This window comes from Sphingomonas sp. (assembly GCF_036731925.1).
Lineage (GTDB): Bacteria > Pseudomonadota > Alphaproteobacteria > Sphingomonadales > Sphingomonadaceae > Sphingomonas.
This window is the reverse complement of sequence record NZ_DAINDJ010000001.1, coordinates 839,892-858,599: the sequence shown is the minus strand read 5'-3', so window position 1 is coordinate 858,599 and position 18,708 is coordinate 839,892. Positions and strand designations below refer to the sequence as shown.

19 protein-coding genes are annotated in these 18,708 nt (G+C 67.5%); 15 read left to right on the top strand and 4 right to left on the bottom strand.

What is annotated here, in order from left to right:
- Positions 1-16 precede the first annotated feature (16 nt).
- From V7E00_RS04410 to V7E00_RS04365, 10 genes are all read left to right on the top strand, one after another.
- Positions 17-748, top strand: a complete 732-nt coding sequence (locus tag V7E00_RS04410; protein WP_333571461.1) for a class I SAM-dependent methyltransferase — start codon at positions 17-19, stop codon at positions 746-748.
- Between the two features lie 76 nt (positions 749-824).
- Positions 825-2,357, top strand: coding sequence for a 2-polyprenylphenol 6-hydroxylase (gene ubiB, locus V7E00_RS04405; RefSeq protein WP_333571460.1), 1,533 nt, complete (start codon positions 825-827; stop codon positions 2,355-2,357).
- Positions 2,354-3,472: a hypothetical protein gene (locus V7E00_RS04400; RefSeq protein WP_333571459.1), complete on the top strand. Its 1,119-nt coding sequence runs from the start codon at positions 2,354-2,356 to the stop codon at positions 3,470-3,472. Before ubiB ends, V7E00_RS04400 begins: the two co-directional genes overlap by 4 nt.
- Positions 3,469-4,641, top strand: coding sequence for a bifunctional phosphopantothenoylcysteine decarboxylase/phosphopantothenate--cysteine ligase CoaBC (gene coaBC / locus V7E00_RS04395; protein WP_333571458.1), 1,173 nt, complete (start codon positions 3,469-3,471; stop codon positions 4,639-4,641). The genes V7E00_RS04400 and coaBC overlap by 4 nt, the downstream gene beginning before the upstream one ends.
- Positions 4,631-5,452 (top strand): hypothetical protein, encoded by an 822-nt coding sequence (locus V7E00_RS04390; RefSeq protein ID WP_333571457.1) that lies wholly within the window; start codon positions 4,631-4,633, stop codon positions 5,450-5,452. Before coaBC ends, V7E00_RS04390 begins: the two co-directional genes overlap by 11 nt.
- Before the next feature lie 2 nt (positions 5,453-5,454).
- Positions 5,455-5,901 (top strand): dUTP diphosphatase, encoded by a 447-nt coding sequence (dut, locus tag V7E00_RS04385; protein ID WP_333571456.1) that lies wholly within the window; start codon positions 5,455-5,457, stop codon positions 5,899-5,901.
- Positions 5,898-6,275: a hypothetical protein gene (locus tag V7E00_RS04380; RefSeq protein ID WP_333571455.1), complete on the top strand. Its 378-nt coding sequence runs from the start codon at positions 5,898-5,900 to the stop codon at positions 6,273-6,275. Before dut ends, V7E00_RS04380 begins: the two co-directional genes overlap by 4 nt.
- Entirely contained in the window at positions 6,272-7,036 is a 765-nt protein-coding gene (locus V7E00_RS04375) for a HesA/MoeB/ThiF family protein (RefSeq protein ID WP_333571454.1), read from the top strand. Before V7E00_RS04380 ends, V7E00_RS04375 begins: the two co-directional genes overlap by 4 nt.
- A 47-nt stretch (positions 7,037-7,083) precedes the next feature.
- Positions 7,084-8,103 (top strand): NAD-dependent epimerase/dehydratase family protein, encoded by a 1,020-nt coding sequence (locus V7E00_RS04370; protein ID WP_333571453.1) that lies wholly within the window; start codon positions 7,084-7,086, stop codon positions 8,101-8,103.
- A 45-nt stretch (positions 8,104-8,148) separates the two neighbouring features.
- Positions 8,149-9,495, top strand: a complete 1,347-nt coding sequence (locus V7E00_RS04365; protein ID WP_333571452.1) for a nucleotide sugar dehydrogenase — start codon at positions 8,149-8,151, stop codon at positions 9,493-9,495.
- Between the two features lie 64 nt (positions 9,496-9,559).
- Here V7E00_RS04365 and V7E00_RS04360 read toward each other — a convergent pair whose 3' ends face one another.
- Both V7E00_RS04360 and galU read right to left on the bottom strand, forming a co-directional pair.
- On the bottom strand, positions 9,560-10,822 hold the full coding sequence (locus V7E00_RS04360; RefSeq protein ID WP_333571451.1) for a glycosyltransferase family 4 protein: 1,263 nt from the start codon (positions 10,820-10,822) through the stop codon (positions 9,560-9,562).
- Positions 10,823-11,210: 388 nt separating this feature from the next.
- On the bottom strand, positions 11,211-12,080 hold the full coding sequence (gene galU / locus V7E00_RS04355; RefSeq protein ID WP_333571450.1) for a UTP--glucose-1-phosphate uridylyltransferase GalU: 870 nt from the start codon (positions 12,078-12,080) through the stop codon (positions 11,211-11,213).
- 113 nt (positions 12,081-12,193) lie between these two features.
- Here galU and wecB point away from each other — a divergent pair, with 113 nt between their 5' ends.
- The 3 genes from wecB (at position 12,194) to V7E00_RS04340 (ending at position 15,454) form a co-directional block, all read left to right on the top strand.
- Positions 12,194-13,333, top strand: coding sequence for a non-hydrolyzing UDP-N-acetylglucosamine 2-epimerase (wecB, locus tag V7E00_RS04350; protein WP_333571449.1), 1,140 nt, complete (start codon positions 12,194-12,196; stop codon positions 13,331-13,333).
- 67 nt (positions 13,334-13,400) lie between these two features.
- A complete protein-coding gene (gene wecC / locus V7E00_RS04345; RefSeq protein WP_333571448.1) occupies positions 13,401-14,699 on the top strand; it encodes a UDP-N-acetyl-D-mannosamine dehydrogenase in 1,299 nt (432 codons plus the stop codon).
- A gap of 2 nt (positions 14,700-14,701) precedes the next feature.
- Complete coding sequence (locus tag V7E00_RS04340; RefSeq protein ID WP_333571447.1) at positions 14,702-15,454, top strand: metallophosphoesterase family protein; 753 nt, start codon at positions 14,702-14,704, stop codon at positions 15,452-15,454.
- Positions 15,455-15,522: 68 nt separating this feature from the next.
- On the opposite strand, the gene V7E00_RS04335 is transcribed toward V7E00_RS04340, so the two are convergent.
- Together V7E00_RS04335 and rpsU are read right to left on the bottom strand one after the other, a co-directional pair.
- A complete protein-coding gene (locus V7E00_RS04335; RefSeq protein ID WP_333571446.1) occupies positions 15,523-16,107 on the bottom strand; it encodes an FKBP-type peptidyl-prolyl cis-trans isomerase in 585 nt (194 codons plus the stop codon).
- Positions 16,108-16,193: 86 nt separating this feature from the next.
- The gene (gene rpsU, locus V7E00_RS04330; protein WP_010545388.1) at positions 16,194-16,400 is read right to left on the bottom strand and encodes a 30S ribosomal protein S21; all 207 of its coding nucleotides are present in this window, start codon (positions 16,398-16,400) and stop codon (positions 16,194-16,196) included.
- A gap of 221 nt (positions 16,401-16,621) precedes the next feature.
- On the opposite strand from rpsU, the gene V7E00_RS04325 reads away from it, so the two are divergent.
- Both V7E00_RS04325 and V7E00_RS04320 read left to right on the top strand, forming a co-directional pair.
- Positions 16,622-17,359, top strand: coding sequence for a response regulator transcription factor (locus tag V7E00_RS04325; RefSeq protein ID WP_333571445.1), 738 nt, complete (start codon positions 16,622-16,624; stop codon positions 17,357-17,359).
- Between the two features lie 29 nt (positions 17,360-17,388).
- Positions 17,389-18,636: an ATP-binding protein gene (locus tag V7E00_RS04320; RefSeq protein ID WP_333571444.1), complete on the top strand. Its 1,248-nt coding sequence runs from the start codon at positions 17,389-17,391 to the stop codon at positions 18,634-18,636.
- Positions 18,637-18,708: the final 72 nt, after the last annotated feature.

Sequence of the window (18,708 nt, the reverse complement as noted above, 5' to 3'; positions counted from 1 at the left end):
CCGCTAAGGCACGCCCATGCCCGATACCGTCTCCTTCGGTTACGAAGACATCGCCCCAGAGGACAAGACCCGCCGCGTCGGCGAGGTGTTCTCGAATGTCGCCAGCAAATACGACCTGATGAACGACGCCATGTCGGGCGGCATGCATCGGCTGTGGAAGGATCGGTTCGTCCGCCGCGTGAAGCCGCGCGCCGGCGAGCACATTCTCGACATGGCCGGTGGCACCGGCGACATCGCCTTCCGCATGGCGGAAACCGGCGCGGCGATCACCGTGGCCGACATCAACCCGGAAATGCTGAGCGTCGGCGTCGAGCGCGCCGCCCAGCGCGGGATCGACGGCCTGGTGTGGACCGAGGCGAATGCCGAGACGCTGCAATTCCCCGACCGCTTCTTCGATGCCTATACGATCGCGTTCGGCATCCGGAACGTGACCGACATCCCCAAGGCGCTCCGCGAGGCGCACCGCGTGCTCAAGCGCGGCGGCCGCTTCTTCGTGCTGGAGTTCTCCACCACCCAGTGGCCGGGCTTCGCCGAAATCTACGATGCCTATTCGCACAAGCTGGTCCCCAAGCTCGGCAAGCTGCTGGCGCAGGACGAAGACAGCTATCGCTACCTGATCGAATCGATTCGCCGCTTCCCGGACATGCCCAGCTTCGAGCGGATGATCGCCGACGCCGGCTTCCGCCAGACCAAGGTGGAGCCGCTGCTCGGCGGTCTCGTCGCGATCCACAGCGGCTGGAAGATTTGATGGCGGTTTGGCTGCGGACGGACAGCGCGTCGGATCCTAAGCCCCTCCCCTCCTCCAAGGAGGAGGGGCTAACCGCATGACCGCACCCGCCGTCCATCTCTGGCGCCTGCTGAAATGGGGCCGCATCCTCGCGCGCCACGGCGCGCTACGCGGCATCGAGCGTGACGCGAACACGCCGCGTCCGGTGCGCCGCCTTGCCCGGCTCGCAAGGCTGGGCGCCCGCGTGCCGGTGGTCCCCGCCTATGCCGATGCCTTCCAGGCGATCGGCCCGGCCGCGATCAAGCTGGGCCAGACGCTCGCCACCCGCCCGGATCTCGTCGGCGAGGAAGCCGCGCACGATCTGCTCCGCCTGCAGGACGCGCTGCCGCCCGTCCCCTTCGACATCATCCGCGAGCGGATCGAGACCAGCTATGGCCGTCCGCTCTCCGCGATGTTCGCCGAGGTGGAGGAGCGCCCGATCGGCGCCGCGTCCATCGCCCAGGTCCACCGCGCAATTACGACGGACGGCCGGCGCGTCGCGGTGAAGGTGTTGCGCCCGGGCATCGAGAGCGACTTCGCCCGTGCGATCGACACCTATGAATGGGCAGCCGCCCAGCTCGAGGCCTATGGCGGCGAGGCGCGCCGCCTGCGCCCGCGGCTGGTGATCGAAAGCTTCAAGCGCTGGACCGTGCGGGAGCTCGACTTCCGCCGCGAGGCCGCCTCGGCCTCCGAACTTGCCGAGGCGATGACCGCCGAGCCGGACTTCATGGTTCCCCAAATCGACTGGCAGCGCACCACCGGCAAGGTGCTGACGCTGGAGTGGATCGACGGAATCAAGCTCAGCGACCGCGACGCGCTCGTCCGTGCCGGGCACGACATGCCGGGTCTGGCGGGCAGGCTGATCAAGGCGTTCCTGCGCCAGGCGATCGCCGAGGGCTTTTTCCACGCGGACATGCACCAAGGCAATCTCTTCGCCCTGCCCGACGGCCGCATCGCCGCGATCGATTTCGGCATCATGGGCCGGATCGATCGCCGCGCCCGCGTCTGGCTTGCCGAGATCCTCTACGGCCTGATCACCGGCGACTATAAGCGCGTGGCCGAGATCCATTTCGAGGCGGGCTATGTCCCCCCGCACCACAATGTCGCCGAGTTCGCGACCGCCCTGCGCGCAGTGGGCGAGCCGATGCGCGGACTGCCGGTGAAGGAAATGTCGATCGGCGGCATGCTCGACGGCCTGTTCTCGATCACCCGCGACTTCGACATGATGACGCAGCCGCATCTGCTGCTGCTCCAAAAGACGATGGTGATGGTGGAAGGCGTCGCGCGCGGGCTCGATCCGGACATCAACCTGTGGGACGTCTCGGCGCCCTTCGTCCGCGAATGGATCCGCACGGAGCTGGGGCCGGAAGCCAAGGTCGCCGATCGCCTGATCCAGGACCTGCGTACCCTCGCCCGCCTGCCCGAGCTGGTCCGCAACATCGAACTTCGCTTCCCCGCCCCGGGCGGCGCTCCGCCCGAGCCGCCGCTTCGCGAGATCCAGGTCGTGCGCGTCGGCGGCGGCTGGCGCTATGCGGTGGTCGCGCTGCTGGCGGCGGCGGCGGGCGTGCTCGGAACACTGCTGCTCGCATGAGCGGGCGCACGCGCCGCGTCTGGACCCTCCAGCCGAGCCGCTTTGCCGCCCTCTCGCGGGGCCACGCGCGGCTGGCATGGGTCGCGCTGCTCGTGCTGCTGCTCGCGTCGCTGACTGCGCTGGCGGTGCCTTCGCTTACCGGCCCCGGCGAGGGGGCGGTGCGCACGGCAGACCGGATGACGGACATCGGCCTCTACGAACGCGTGGTTGCGGGCATGAAGGGCGGCGACTCCTATTACATCGCTGCCAGCGATGCGATGCGCGCCGGCGCCTATCCGCTCCACCCGTTCCTCACGATGCGGCTGCCTGCGCTCGCGGCGCTGCAGGCGGCGATCCCCGGCTGGGCGAGCGTCGCGCTGCTCCTCGCGCTGGCGGCGCTGACTGCCTTCGCCTGGGCATCGCGGGTGGGCGTAGCGCTTGCCGGCCTGCTGCCGCGCGCGGTCATGATGATGCTGCTCGCCGCCTCGATGCTGGCCTTCCTCCAGCCCGGGCTGGTGCTGTTCCATGAGATCTGGGCCGGGCTGCTCGTCGCGCTTTCGCTGGCACTCCGCCGTCCCGGCCGCGCGATGGAGGCCATCGCGCTCGGCCTTGCCGCGATGCTGATCCGGGAGACGGCGGCGCTCTACGTGCTTGTCATGCTTGCCTTCGCCTGGCGCGAGGACCGACGTGGCGAGGCGCTGGGCTGGGCTGTGGCGCTGCTGCTGTTTGGCGGGGTGCTGGCCCTGCATGCCCATGCGGTAGCGAGCGTCACCGGGCCGCTCGATCCTGCTTCGCCGGGCTGGGCGGCGTTCAACGGCCCCGGCTTCTTCCTCAGCGCCCTGGTCGCCTCGACCGGCTTCCAGGCGCTGCCGCTCGCGCTCAGCGCGATCCTCGTCACGCTCGCACTGGTGGGCTGGGCGAGCTGGGACGACTCGCTCGGCCTGCGCATGTTCGCGCTGCTCGTCGCCTATGGCACGGTAATCGCGCTCTTCGCCCGGCTCGACAATTTCTACTGGGCGCTGATGGTAGCGCCCGCCGCACTGGTCGGGCTGGTGTTCGTGCCCGATGCGCTGGCGGACCTTTGGCACCGCGCGCTCGACAGGCGGCGGATCACGGTTACAACGGTAGGCCCATGAAGCGCATCCTGCTCATCGTCGGCGGGGGCATTGCCGCCTACAAGGCCTGCGAGCTCGTCCGTCTGTGCCGCAAGGCCGCGATCGGCGTCACGTGCGTGCTGACCGAGGGCGGCCAGCATTTCGTGACTCCGATGACGCTGGCGGCACTGTCCGAGAACCAGGTCTATACCACCTTGTGGGACCTGAAGGACGAGGCGGAGATGGGCCATATCCAGCTCAGCCGCCAGGCCGATCTGGTCGTCGTCGCGCCCGCCACGGCCGATCTGCTCGCCCGCATGGCGGCCGGCATCGCCAGCGACCTCGCCACCACCCTGCTGCTCGCCACCGACAAGCCGGTGCTTGCGGCGCCGGCAATGAACGTGCGGATGTGGAGCCATGCCGCCACCCGCCGCAACGTGGCGCAACTGCGCGCAGACGGCGTGACCGTGCTGGAACCGGATGAAGGCGCGATGGCATGCGGCGAATTCGGCCCCGGCCGCCTGCCCGAGCCGGAGGCGATCCTCTCCGCGATCCGGCAGGCGCTCACCCCCGCCGATGCGCGGCTCGCCGGCAGGCACGTCCTGGTCACCGCCGGGCCGACGCATGAGCCGATCGATCCGGTGCGCTACATCGCCAATCGGTCCTCCGGCAAGCAGGGCTTCGCCATCGCAGGGGCGCTGGCGGCACTCGGCGCCCGGGTGACCCTGGTCGCGGGACCGGTCATGCTCCCGACGCCGCCGGGCGTCATCCGGGTCGACGTGGAAACCGCGCGCGAGATGGCGGCTGCCGTCGAAGCGGCCCTTCCTGCCGACGCCGCAGTGATGGTTGCCGCCGTCGCCGACTGGCATGTCGATGCGGCACCCCAGAAGCTGAAGAAGGGCGACGCCGCGCCACAGCTGCACCTGTCACAAAATCCTGATATCCTTGCCAGCCTGGCGCACAGCGCGCGTCGGCCGCAGCTCGTGGTGGGCTTTGCGGCGGAAACCGAACGAGTGATCGAACATGCCGTCGCGAAACGCACGCGCAAGAACGCGGACTGGATTGTCGCCAACGATGTTTCCGGCGATGTGATGGGGGGTGAAGCCAATGCCGTCCATCTCGTCACCGCCGGAGGCGTGGAATCCTGGGAACGCGCGTCGAAAGCCGATGTCGCCCGCCGCCTCGCCGATCGGATCGCCGATGCGCTGTAGGATAGTGCCCGCGCTTGCCGGTCTCTTCCTCGTCGCCGGCTGCACCGCGCCCGTCGTGACGCAGCATACCGCCATCAAGGCCGAGCCTGCGCTCAACCTGCACGCGCGCAACTTCGGCGCGACCACGCCGGACACGGTTCGTACGCTGGTCGTGGTTCTCCACGGCGACGGCAGCCCGGAGGCGAGAAGCGACCATTACCGCTTTGCCGAGAGCGTCACCCAGGCCATTCCGAACAGCGCCGCAGTCGCGCTGCTGCGCCCGGGCTATGGCGACACGGCAGGCAACCGCTCGCCGGGCCAGGCCGGTATGGGCGTCGGCGACGACTATACCCAAGAGCGGATCGACGCGATCGCGGAGTCGCTCGGCATCCTCCGCCGCCGCTTCGCTGCCGCGCGGCTGATCCTGGTTGGCGATTCAGGCGGCGCGGCGATCGCCGCCGACATCGCCGGCATCCGCCCGGAGCTGCTCGACGCGATGGTGCTGGTTGGCTGCCCCTGCGCGCTGCCCGAATGGCGCAAAGGCATGCAGAAGCAGCGGCATGGCGCCGCCTGGGGAACGCCGGTCGCCAGCCTCGATCCGCTCAAGACCGCAGGCGGGGTGATGCCCGGCCTGCGCGCCGCCGTGCTGGTCGGCCTCAACGACAAGATCACGCCGCCGGCGCTCTCGCGCGCCTATGCCGAGGCCCTTGCACTTCGCGGCATCGCTACCGATCTGCGCATCGTCCCCGGGCGGGGACATGACTTGCTCAACGACTCCGAAGTGTTGGCGGCCACCACCCGGCTGGCGGCGGCGCTTCCCACGAAAGGCTGACCTTGCTGCCGCCGATCCGTATCGCGATTCAACGCCTGCCCCATGGCGAGAACCTCCCCCTTCCCCGCTATGCTACGGAAGGCGCGGCCGGCATGGACGTGGTCGCCGCGGAGGAGCTGACGCTGGCCCCCGGCGCCCGTCATGCCGTCGCCACCGGCTTCGCGATGGCGATTCCCCCGGGCTATGAAGTGCAGGTGCGTCCGCGTTCGGGCCTGGCGCTCAAGCACGGCATCACGTGCCTTAACACGCCGGGCACCATCGACAGCGATTATCGCGGCGAAATCAAGGTGATCTTGGCCAACCTTGGCAGCGAGAACTTCCCGATCGCGCGCGGTGACCGCATTGCGCAGCTGGTCCCGGCCCCGGTGCAGCGGGCCGACCTGGACGAGGTCGCTACCCTTGATGAGACCGCAAGGGGCGCCGGCGGCTTCGGCTCTACCGGCCGATGATTGCGGCCTTCGCCCTGGCGCTTGCCTTCCAGGCGAGCCCGCTGCGCATCGACTGGCCATCGCTCGCGCCGCTTCCCTATCGCGCAGAGCCGCAGATCACGCCGGACATGCTTGCCTTTGTCGCCAGCGAAGTCACGGCGCGCAAATGCCCGCTGGCCATCGGGCCGGGGCTGACGCTGACGGTTGACGTCGCCGTGCTGGTGGATGCGCAGGACAATATCCGCACGACGGTGCCGCGCGCGATCCAGTGCCCGACGGTAGAGCAATATGCCGCCGCGATGGTCGCGGGCGCAGCGCGCGGCAACCTGCTGCCGCGGATGGCCAGTGCCGACCAATGGTACCGGGCGACCGTCACCTTCACCTGGCCGAAATGACCCTCTCTGACGAGGAGCTGGAACGCTACGCCCGCCATATCATCCTGCGCGAAATCGGTGGAGCGGGACAGGCGAAGCTGAAGGCGGCACGGGTGCTGGTGGTCGGCGCGGGCGGAATCGGCGCACCGGCGATCCAGTATCTTGCGGCTGCAGGCGTAGGCGCGCTGACCATCGTCGATGACGACCGCGTGGATCGCTCCAACCTGCAGCGCCAGGTGTTGTTCGCGACTACGGACATCGGCGCGGGCAAGGCAGAAGCTGCCGCCGCACGAGTCGCCGCGATCAACCCCAATGTCGCCGTCCGCACAGAGCCGCGCCGCCTGTCCGCGTCGGACGCGCACGGGATGATCGCGGGCCATGATGTCGTCCTCGACGGCACGGACAATTTCGCGACGCGGCTTGCGGTGGCAGACGCGGCGCTTGCCGCCCGGGTGCCGCTGGTCTCCTCGGCGGTGGCGGAGTTCGAGGGCCAGCTCGGCACCTTCCGCGGCTGGGAAGCGGACAAGCCGTGTTACCGCTGCTTCGTCGGCCAGGATCCCGAGCGCGAGGGGGTTAGCTGCTCCGAACAGGGCGTGCTGGGGGCGCTGACCGGCATCCTCGGCAGCCTTGCAGCGCTGGAAGTGATCCGCGCCGTTGCACCTTTTGGCGACGACACGGCCGGCAAGCTGCTTCTGGTCGACGCGCTGGGCTTCCGCTTCCGCACGCTCCTGCTTCCCAAGGATTCGGGCTGCCCGGCTTGCGGCACGGGAACGCTCCGGTAAGGACCGGGCGCTACTGACTGGCGCACCACCAGAGGACAGGAACCACGATGCCCGATCCGACCGCTCAAGCCCCGCGCGTGCTCGTCACCGGATCCGCCGGGTTCATCGGCTTCCACACCGCCAGCCGCCTGCTACAGGCGGGCGCGACGGTGCTCGGCATCGACAATTTCTCGGATTATTACGACGTCGCGCTCAAGGAAGCGCGGAACGACATGCTGTCGAACCACCCGAACTTCCGCGTGGCGCGCCTGTCGATCGAAGACCAGCCCGCCCTCGCCGCCGCCTGGGCCGAGTTCAAGCCCGACGTGGTGATCCATCTCGCCGCACAGGCCGGCGTGCGCTTCAGCATCGAGCAGCCCGCCAGCTATATCGGCGCGAATATCGTCGGCACGTTCAACCTGCTGGAGTTGGCCCGGCACCATCCGGTCCGCCACTTCCTTGCCGCTTCCACCAGCTCGGTCTACGGCGCCAACACCGACATGCCGTTCGGCGAGACCCAGCGCACCGCCACCCCGATGAGCCTCTACGCCGCAACCAAGGGCGCGACCGAGCTGATGGGCCACAGCTACGCGCACCTGTTCCGCACGCCGATGACCTTCTTCCGCTTCTTCACGGTCTACGGCCCTTGGGGCCGGCCGGACATGGCGCTGTTCAAGTTCACCCGCGCGATCCTCGCCGGCGAGCCGATCGACGTGTACAACAATGGCGAGATGGTGCGGGATTTCACCTTCATTGACGATCTCGCCGAATCGATCGTCCGTCTGATCGATGCCGTGCCTGGCGACATGCCGGTGGAAGGCGACAGCCTCTCGCCCGTCGCGCCCTTCCGCATCGTGAATATCGGTGCCGGCCGCCCGACCCCGCTGATGGACTATATCGGCGCTGCCGAGAAAGCGCTGGGCCGCACGGCATCCAAGAACTTCCTGCCGATGCAGGCAGGCGACGTTCCCGCCACCGAAGCCTCTTCCGACCTGCTTCGCCGCCTCACCGGCTATGCCCCCTCCACCGAGCCGGAAGAAGGCGTGGCGCAGTTCGTGCGCTGGTATCTCGAGCATTATCGAAGCTGAAACCGGCCCTGGTGCATGAGGGCCGCTCCCGAATGGAGCGGACCCATGACCTTTGAATGGCCGGCGCACGCACTGAAGCTGCAGACCCGGATCGAGACGCGCGCGGCGACGATCGGCGTGATCGGCATGGGCTATGTGGGCCTGCCGCTGGCGGTTGCGTTCGGCGAGGCCGGATGCTCGGTGCTGGGCTTCGACCTCGACCCGACGAAGGTCGTCGCGCTCAACCGGGGCGACAGCTACATCAAGCACATTCCCGGCGACCGGGTTGGCCCGCTCGTCGCCGAGCAGCGCCTCGCCGCCACCGCCGATCTCGACCGGCTGGGCGAAGTCGACGTCCTGCTGATCTGCGTACCCACCCCGCTCACCCGCCACCTCGAACCCGACCTCAAATATGTCGAGCACACCACCCGCGCGATCGCCCACAGCTTGCGCAAGGGCCAGCTGGTGATCCTCGAATCGACCACCTATCCTGGCACCACCCGCGAGGTGATGCAGCCGATCCTCGAAGAGAACGGCCTGATCGCCGGCAAGGACTTCTTCCTCGCCTATTCGCCTGAGCGCGAGGATCCGGGCAACCCGACCTTCTCGACCACCAAGATCCCCAAGGTGGTCGGTGCCGACGACCCTGCCTCGGCAGGGCTGGCGATGGCGCTCTACCGACACATCGTGCCGCAGGCGATCCAGGTCTCCTCGGCGGCGACGGCGGAAGCGGTGAAGATCACGGAGAATGTGTTCCGCGCGGTCAACATCGCGCTCGTCAACGAGCTCAAGCTGATCTTCACCGCAATGGGCATCGACGTGTGGGAAGTGATAGAGGCGGCCAAATCAAAGCCGTTCGGCTTCATGCCCTTCTATCCCGGCCCGGGCCTGGGCGGCCACTGCATCCCGATCGACCCCTTCTACCTCACCTGGAAGGCCCGCGAGTATAACCAGCACACCCGCTTCATCGAGCTGGCCGGCCAGATCAACGCCGACATGCCGCAGCACGTGATCCGCGTGCTGGCGGACACGCTCGACGCCCGCTTCGGCCGCGGCCTGCGCGGTGCCCGCATCCTGGTGCTGGGCGCGGCCTACAAGAAGAATGTCGACGACATCCGCGAGAGCCCGTCGCTGCGCCTGATGGAACTGATCGAGGCGCGCGGCGCCAGTGCGGACTTCCACGATCCGCACGTCGCGCAGATCAATGGCACGCGCGAGCATCCGACGCTCAACTATCGCCACGGGGTGGCGTGGGACGAAGCGGCGATCGCCGCATATGATGCAGTGCTGATCGCGACCGACCATGACGCCGTCGACTATGCCGCGTTGGCGGCCTCGGCGAAGCTGGTGATCGACACGCGCAACGCCTGCGGCAAGGCAGGCGTTACGGGCGAGAACATCGCGCGAGCGTAAGACGGCGCACCTGCACGCCAGGAACGCGGGTTAGAGCGATCGGTATTGCCGGACGTGCGGAGATTTAGCGAGAACCCAGCTGGGCCGCGCGCTGGGCCACCGCGAGTGCCACAATGTTCGCGCGGTCCGGCCCGATGACGCTCCATTCAAACGCATCAGCCCACTTCGCAGCGTGTTCGCCGAGATCGCCAAGGTCGCTTCTGACGGCAAAATCGGAAATCGCTGCCGCCATCTGGTCGACATCGTGTGGATCCATGATGTGCCCCGCACCGTTGTCTTCGGTGAACCTGCCTGCGCCCATCGGCGAGAGGATCAGCGGAAGCCCGTAGGCAGCCGCCTCGTAGGTCACCTGCGGCCCGCCCTCCACCAGCGATGGGAAAATGAAATAGTCGGCAGCCGCATAGGCGGCACCGACGTCCTGCAGATAGCCAAGCTTCTCGATCGAGGGGTGGGCGAGAAGGTTGCCGAGCCTAGCCTTGAGCTGGTCCTCGATGGCGCCGGCCAGCACCAGCTTGCCGGGACAACCGGCCTTGTGCCACGCGCGCAGCAGGAGATGCGCGCCTTTCTGGTAGGAGACGCGACCCACGAAGATGGCGATGCGCTCGCCCGGCGCCCGCTTCGCTCTCAAGCCACGATTCTGGAAGCGCTTCCGACTCCAGCCATAGGATGCATCGAAAATGTCTTCCGACGGAACATTATGTTCGATTAGCGATAGTCGGACGTGCGGGTTGGGCGCGATGATGTGCGTCGCCAACTTCAGATTCTCGATTTCCTGTTCGACAGACTCCAGCGTGATGTCTTCGAACGGGGCAAGATCCTCGGCTTCATGTTCCGCCCGGATAATGCGCCGTGCGGTGCCCCGGTGCAGATTCGTCAACTCACGGACCAGCGCGTAGCCTCGATCGCGAACACACTTCGCGGTCTTCAGAGACATGTCCGGGAAGCTAAAAACTGCAGTATGCGTGGGATCAGCCCCCTTTAGAGCCGAGAGAATGGCGTGTTCGGTCGTGCGGGCACCGATGCCGCGCACCCACTTCCATGGCAACCGGCACAAGGGCAGCGGAATCGTCGACCGGAAGCTAGCTTGGCCTGCCGGGGACACCCGCAGGCGTGGAAGAAAGGCCCTTACGTCAACCCCGGCAACCTGCATCCCGTTAACCACTTCGATGAACGTCTGCCCAGGCCCGTGGCCGGTGTAACTGTGCAGCGCCATGGCAATGCAGCGCGTACCAGCTAGTCGCGTAGCGCGATCGAGCGCCGCGCTAGAAGAACGGATTGACTCGCCAGAAGGCGCGATTTTTGCGGAAGGGAATGCCAAGGACTTCATCTCACACTCCTGGAGTTTTGCTCGTCCCGAAATCGCACCGGGTTCCACTGACGCTTCATCATCCCCCACAGCCCAAGTCAACGAATTGCGGCCAGTGCAATTGCGTGTGACGAAGCTGTGACACGTCCGTACCGACAGATCAGAATCGTCGATCCGAAATTCGGCACCGAAACTGCACCACAACAGCGCTCCCCCGATGCCGCGCCGGCCCATCCCCATCAAGACTGACGCCGTAGCGTCCGGCCGGGCCGGATCGAATTGTGAACGGCATCCTCAGATCACTGCAGGTCCACATATTCGATCCTTCGCCACCAAAGCTACGCCCGACCTCATCACGACTACCGGTTGGCCACCGAGCGAGAGCGACGATGGCAGGGCAGAAAGCACGTCAGCCCAGCGCCTTCTGCGCAAAGGCCCGGACTGCCGGTTCGAGGTCGGGACGCGAGAGCGCGACGGCCAGGTTGGCCTGGATGAAGCCTGCCTTGTCGCCGCAGTCGTAGCGGGTGCCCTGGAAGGTCACGCCGTGGAAGGGCTGGTCGCCGATCATGCGCTGCATTGCGTCGGTCAGCTGGATCTCGCCGCCGGCGCCCTTGCCCTGGTTCTCCAGGATGCGCATCACCTCCGGCTGGAGGATGTAGCGGCCGATCACCGACAGGTTCGACGGGGCGGTGCCCGGCGCCGGCTTCTCGACCAGGCCCTTCACCTCGGTGAGGGAACCGTCCTGCGTTCCCGGAGTGATGATGCCGTAGCGGTGCGTCTGGTCATCCGGCACTTCCTCGGCGCAGATCAGGTTGCCGCCGACCTTGTTGTAGGCGTCGACCATCTGCTTCAGGCAGCCCGGCTGGCCGAACATGAAGTCGTCCGGCAGCAGCACCGCGAACGGCTCGTCGCCAACGATGTCGCGCGCGCACCACACGGCGTGGCCGAGGCCCATCGGCTCCTGCTGGCGGACATAGGCGATGTTGCCGGGCTTCAGCCGGGTGCCGTCGAGCACCTCGAGCGACTTGCCGCGCGCGGCCATCGTTGCTTCCAGCTCGTACGCAATGTCGAAATGGTCCTCGAGCGCGGACTTGCCGCGGCCGGTGACGAAGATCATCTGCTCGATGCCCGCTTCCACTGCCTCGTCGACGGCGTACTGGATCAGCGGCCGGTCGACGACCGGCAGCATCTCCTTCGGCATCGCCTTGGTGGCGGGCAGGAACCGGGTACCGAGACCCGCGACCGGGAACACGGCCTTACGCAGCGGCTTGATCGTCATAACCCCCCTTGTGATGATCTTTGGGTGCAGTGCGGCATAACCATATACCGCGCGGGTGGCAAACGCGCGGGATCCGTAATGGTTCGGTCAGGCAATTACGCTAATCGGCGCAAATGGCACAGGTCCGCAAAAAACTGTTCGTCGTCTTCGGGACACGTCCCGAAGCCATCAAGCTCTTCCCCGTAATCCGGGCGCTGCAGGTCACGCCGGAACTTGAAGTCGTTACTTGCGTGACCGCGCAACATCGCGGGCTGCTGGATCAGGTGCTGGCCATAGCGGGGATCACGCCGGACATCGACCTCGACCTGATGACCCCGGGCCAATCGCTGGATGCGCTGACCGCGCGGCTGCTCACCGGCATCGGCGGCGCGCTGGATTCGGTTCGGCCGGATCGAGTGATCGTGCAGGGCGATACCGCTACCGCGATGGTCGGGGCGCTTGCCGCCTATTACCGCAAGATTCCCGTCAGCCATGTCGAGGCAGGGCTGCGTTCGGGGGATATCTATCGGCCTTGGCCGGAGGAGGTGAACCGCCGGATCGTCGCGCCGATCGCCGATCAGCATTTCGCGCCCACCGAGACGGCGGCGAATGCCCTGCGCGACGAGAATATCCCGCCCGCCAGCATCCATGTCACCGGCAACACGGTGATCGATGCGCTGCTCGCCACCCGCGCGCGAATCGCCGACGAACCGGTGCTCGCCGCGGGCCTGGACCCGATCGCCGAGCGGTTCGCGGGCAAGCGCATCATCCTGGTCACCACCCACCGGCGCGAGAATTTCGGCGGCGGCATGGCGGCAATCGCCGAAGCGCTGCGCAGACTTGCCGCGCGGCCGGACACGGCGATCCTGTTCCCGGTGCATCCGAACCCCAATGTCGTCGCCGTGATGGACGAGGCGCTGGGCGAGCAGCCCAACATTGCCCGCATCGATCCGCTGGATTACCCGCACTTCATCCGCGCGCTCGGCATGGCCGATCTGGTGCTGAGCGATTCTGGCGGCGTGCAGGAGGAAGCCCCCGCGCTCGGCAAGCCGGTGCTGGTGATGCGCGAGACGACCGAGCGGCCGGAAGGCGTCACAGCCGGCACCGCGCGGCTGGTCGGCACCGATGCAGACCGGATCGTCGAAGAGGTCGGCCGTCTGCTGGATGACCGCCACGCCCATGCGGCGATGGCACGCGCGCACAACCCGTTCGGCGACGGCCATGCCGCCACGCGCATCGCGACCATCATCCGCGCGGGCTTCGGCCTCGGCTGAGCCGTCTTCCGATATTTTAACGCCTCTCTGCCATGATCGCGGCTCCTGATTTCGCCCGGAGTTTGCGATGCTTGTCACCACAGAGCCGAAGGTCGCGGTGCTCGGCCTCGGCTATATCGGGCTTCCCACCGCGGCGGTGATCGCGCGAACCGGCGCACAGGTGCTGGGCATCGACGTCGATGCAGACGTGGTCGAGACCGTGAATTCCGGCCGGGTCCATATCGAGGAGATCGACCTCGACGGCCTGGTTTCGGGCGTGGTCGCCCGCGGCAATCTTCGTGCCGCGCTGACGATCGAGCCGTCGGACGTGTTCGTCATCGCCGTGCCGACCCCGTTCGGCGCGAACCACGCGCCCGACATCGGCTATGTCCTGCAGGCCACGACCACCATCGCGACGGTGCTGAAGGCGGGCGACGTGGTGATCCTCGAATCCACCTCGCCCGTCGGCACCACCGAGAAGGTCGCCGAGCTGCTCGCGGCACTGCGTCCGGACCTGAAGGTGCCCGGCCACAGCAACGGAAGCGCCGATATCGCTATCGCCTACTGCCCCGAGCGGGTGCTGCCCGGACGCATCCTGGTGGAGCTGATCGAGAATGACCGGGTTATCGGCGGCATCACCCCGCGGTGCGCCCGCAAGGCGCTGCATTTCTACCGCCGCTTCGTCCGCGGCGCCTGCGTCACCACCACCGCGCGGGCGGCGGAAATGACCAAGCTGACGGAGAATGCCTTCCGCGACGTCAACATCGCCTTCGCCAACGAGCTGTCGATTCTGGCCGAGGGCATGGGGGTAGACGTGTGGGAAGTGATCCGCCTCGCCAACCGGCATCCGCGCGTCAACATCCTCTCGCCGGGCCCGGGCGTGGGCGGCCACTGCATCGCGGTGGATCCGTGGTTCCTCGTCCATTCCAACCCCGCGCAAAGCCCGCTGATCCGCACCGCCCGCGAAGTGAACGACGGCAAGGTCGCCCACACCATCGACCGCGCCGAGGCGCTGATCGCCAGGCTGCCCGGCGCGCCGATCGCGTGCCTGGGCCTCGCCTTCAAGGCGAACATCGACGATTTCCGCGAGAGCCCGGCGCTCAAGGTGGCGCAGGCGATCGCCGAGCGGCACGGCCCGCGCGTCCGCATCGTCGAGCCCTATGCGCAGGCGCTTCCCCCTCCCCTCGCCGCCACCGGCGCGACGCTCACCGACATCGACAGCGCGATCGAAAGCTGCCCGATCTTCATCGTCCTCGTGGACCATGATCTCTTCAAGTCGGTCCCGATCGACGAGCGCGCGGGCAAGCTGGTCTACGACACGCGCGGTATCTGGCCCGACCAGCCAGCGCCCGACAGCATCGCCGCCGGCCTGCGCCTCGCCGGTTGAGGATGTTCGGCGCGCTGTTCCGCCGCACCGGGCCGGCGGACTATCGCCTGCCGGCGGGCACGCGCGCCTATGCGATCGGTGACGTGCATGGCCGGCGCGACCTGCTCGAGGACCTGCTCACTCGAATCGATGCGGAGCGGGCGACCGATCCGCGCCCCTGCGACCACCTGATCCTGCTCGGGGACCTGATCGATCGCGGCCCGGAGTCACGCGGGGTGCTCGACCTGCTGCTGGCGCGGCAGGCGATCGATCCGCGCCTGACGATCCTCGGCGGCAACCACGAGGCCATGCTGGTCGCGCTGCTCGACGGCGATCTGCGCGACCTTGAGACCTGGCTGCATTTCGGCGGGGAGGAATGCGCGATGAGCTACGGCCTCGATCCGATCGCGTTGCTGGCCGATCCCGCCGCGGCGCCCGCGCTGCTGCGCGCGGCGATCCCGGAGGCACACCAGGCGCTGCTCCGCGCGCTTCCCGATTCGCTGCGGTTGGGGGATGTGCTGTTCGTCCATGCCGGCATTCGTCCCGGCGTACCGCTTGGCGCACAAAGCCCGCAGGATCTTCGCTGGATCCGCACCCCCTTCCTGCGCAGCACCGCCGAGCACGGCGTGCTGGTGGTGCATGGGCACACCGTCGTGGGCGAACCGGAAGTCCACCCGAATCGCATCGCGATCGATACCGGCGCGAGCGCAACCGGCAGGCTCACCGCACTTTGCCTGGACGGCACCCAGCGTCGCTTCCTCGCCACCGCTATCTGAAACAGACACGAAAAAGCCCGCGAGGATCGCTCGCGGGCTTTTCGAAACTTGCTGGTCTGGGAAGCCGATTACTCGCCCGTGGGCTCGCCTGCGCCCTGCGGCATGCCGCCTTGCTGCTGCTGCTGCATCATCTGGCGGATGACTGCGGCAGGCACCAGTTCCTGCATGTTCACGTCGAAGATCAGCACCTGGTCGGACAGTTCGTTCTGCTGGCCGCCCTCGGCGCCATAGCCCAGCTTCGGCGGGAGCCAGAAGCGATAGCGGGCACCCTTCTTCATCAGCTTCACGCCCTCGGTGAAGCCCGGGATCATCGGCTGGCCGATCTGGAAGCGCATCGGCGTCTTCGGCTGGAATTCCTTGCCGCTACGCAGCACGCCGCGAATCTCGGTGACGACACCGTCCTGCTCGGCAGGGTTGGCGCCGCTTCCGGCCTCGATCACCTGATACTGCAGGCCCGACGCAGTGGTCTGGATACCCGGCTGGTTCTTGTGCCACGCCATGAACCCATCGGCATCGAGATGCGATGCGACGGGCGTGCGGGTGCCACCCCATGCGAGCGCGAAGGCGATGGCGGCCGCCGCCAGCACCCCCAACCAGATCCAGAGCTTGTAGCTGCCCTTGACGGGCTGGAGCGGAACGGCGGTCACCGACATGATCGGACTCCGGCAGGGGCTCGCGCCCCTGTTATGATGAGAACAGAGAATACGGCGCGCGCACGTTCACGCGCGCCGGGCAGGCCTCAACGGGCGCTGTCGCGCTCCATGCGCTTGCGCTCCAGCTTGCGGGCGCGACGCACGGCGGCGGCACGCTCACGAGCGCGCTTTTCGCTGGGCTTCTCGTAGTGACGGCGCAGCTTCATCTCACGATAAACGCCTTCACGCTGCAGCTTCTTCTTGAGCGCCCGCAGCGCCTGGTCGACGTTGTTGTCGCGAACGATGATTTGCATAAAGTCGTACAGCTCCGATCAAACTCAATAGCAAGGGGCCGCCGAAACCATAGTTGCGGCGTCGAACGGGCCTCCTATCAGCGCCGTTGCGATTCTTCAAGCAAAAGCGTGTGCGCCTCGCCGCAAAGAGCCGATCCTGCGGGTACGAGCGGCGAGAAATGCATTACACCAGATTGCAGCGCCGTAACCCGGCCGATAGATTCGGGTCGCAATACCCATTCATGATGCAGTCAGTCTCCTCCGTGGATCTAGAAACCCGCCTGTTGATTGTCGACGACGACCCCGGGATCCGCGAGCTTACCGCCGCCTTCCTGGCCCAGCACGGCTATGTCGTGGACACGGCGGAGGACGCGACCACCATGCGCGCCGCCGTCGCATCGAAAAGCTATGCACTGGTCGTGCTGGACCTGATGATGCCGGGCGAGGACGGTCTGTCGATCCTGCGGACCATGGATCGGCAGTCGGGCCCGGCAGTGATCCTCCATTCGGTGCTGAGCGAGGATATCGACCGGATCGTCGGCCTGGAGATGGGTGCAGACGATTATATCGCCAAGCCGGCCAACCCGCGCGAATTGCTGGCCCGGATCCGCTCCGTGCTGCGTCGCGCGGTCGCCGCCCCCACGATCAGTGGGGCGCTGGAGCGCAGCTATCTGCGCTTCGCAGGCTGGCGGCTGGATCCGGTGGGGCGCCAGCTCTATGATCCGGAAGGCGTTCTGATCAACCTTTCGGACGGCGAGTTCCGCCTGCTGCTGGCGCTGGTGGAACGGCCGCGCCGGGTACTGACCCGTGACGCCCTGCTCGACTATTCGCGCGGCGCCCATGCCGAGCATTTTGACCGTGCCATCGACGTCCAGATGAGCCGGCTGCGCAAGAAGCTCGCGCGCTCCGATGCCGACGAGCTGATCCGCACCATCCGCAACGAAGGCTATATGTTCGTCGCCGAAGTCACTACCAAGTGATCCGCCGACCGGCATCCATCGTCGTTCCGATGATGCTGTTCGCCATTACCTCGGCGGCGGTCGTGATGCTCGTGCAGTTCGCCGTGGTGTTCCAGGGCCCCCCGCCCGGCTCCGCCCCCATTCCGATCGCCCGGGTGGCGGATGCGCTCCGCACCGGGCGCGCGCCACCCGCGCACCACGGCCAGAAGATCAGCCTGTATCTCGCGGAGAATGACCGTTTCGGCCGCAGCGAGGAGCGCGCCTCGCCCGAGCGCGATCGCGCGATCGCCATCCTCCTGCCCGTGCCTGCAGACCAGATCCGCGGCTATTATGAATGGCCCGCCAACGATCCGGACCAGGACATCCATGGCAGCTTCACGGTGGGTCGCCGCACCGACAGGGGCTGGCTGGTGGCGTCGGTCAGCCGGGGCCCCGCGCTTGGACGCTGGCGCATCGCCATCCTGCAATGGATGCTGCTCACGCTGATCATCCTGTCCCTGCTCGCCTGGGCGGCCGCGCGGCGCATCTCGCGGCCGATCCGGCGCCTGGCGGAGGCCGCCACCCGCGCGCGGCTGGGCGCGCCCGAGGCGATCCCGCTGGACGGCCCGCGCGAGATTCGCGAGCTGGGCCGCGCCATGGAGGCGATGCAGGCGCGCATCCTCCAGCAGGCGGAGAATCGCACGGTAATGCTGGCAGCCATGGCCCATGACCTGGGCACGCCGCTTTCGCGCCTCGCCTTCTGGATCGAGCAGCTCCCCGAGGCAGCCCGGGAGCGCGCCGTGGCCGATATCGGCGAGATGCGCGCGATGCTCTCCGTCACGCTCCAGTTCACGCGCGACATCCGGGAGCACGGCGACATGGTCCGGCTGGATCTCGGCAGCGTGATCGAAAGCCTCGCGGACGACCTCGCCGCGGCGGGAAAGCCAGTGACCGTGGAGCCGGGCCCCCGGATGGTGCTGATCGGCGAGCCGCAGGCCTTGCGACGGCTTTTCGGGAATCTCGTGGAGAATGCCATCCGCTACGGCCAACGGGCGGAAATCGGCTGGCGCGTGCGCGACGGGCATGGCGAGATCCAGGTTGACGACGAGGGGCCGGGCTTCGATCCTGCACAGGCAGAGAAGCTCTTCGCCCCCTTCGTGCGGGGAGAAAGCTCGCGCAACCGCGCGACGGGCGGCACCGGGCTCGGGCTCGCCATCGTCCGATCGATCGTCGAACTGCACGGCGGCACCGTCACGCTGGAGAACCGTCCCGACCGTGCCGGCGGACGCGTGATGGTGCGCTTGCCGCTTGCAACATGAAGCAACAATGAAACGGGCGTGAAATCGGCATGCGATCTGCGCCCGCCACCTGATCCTCCACGATAGGAGGGC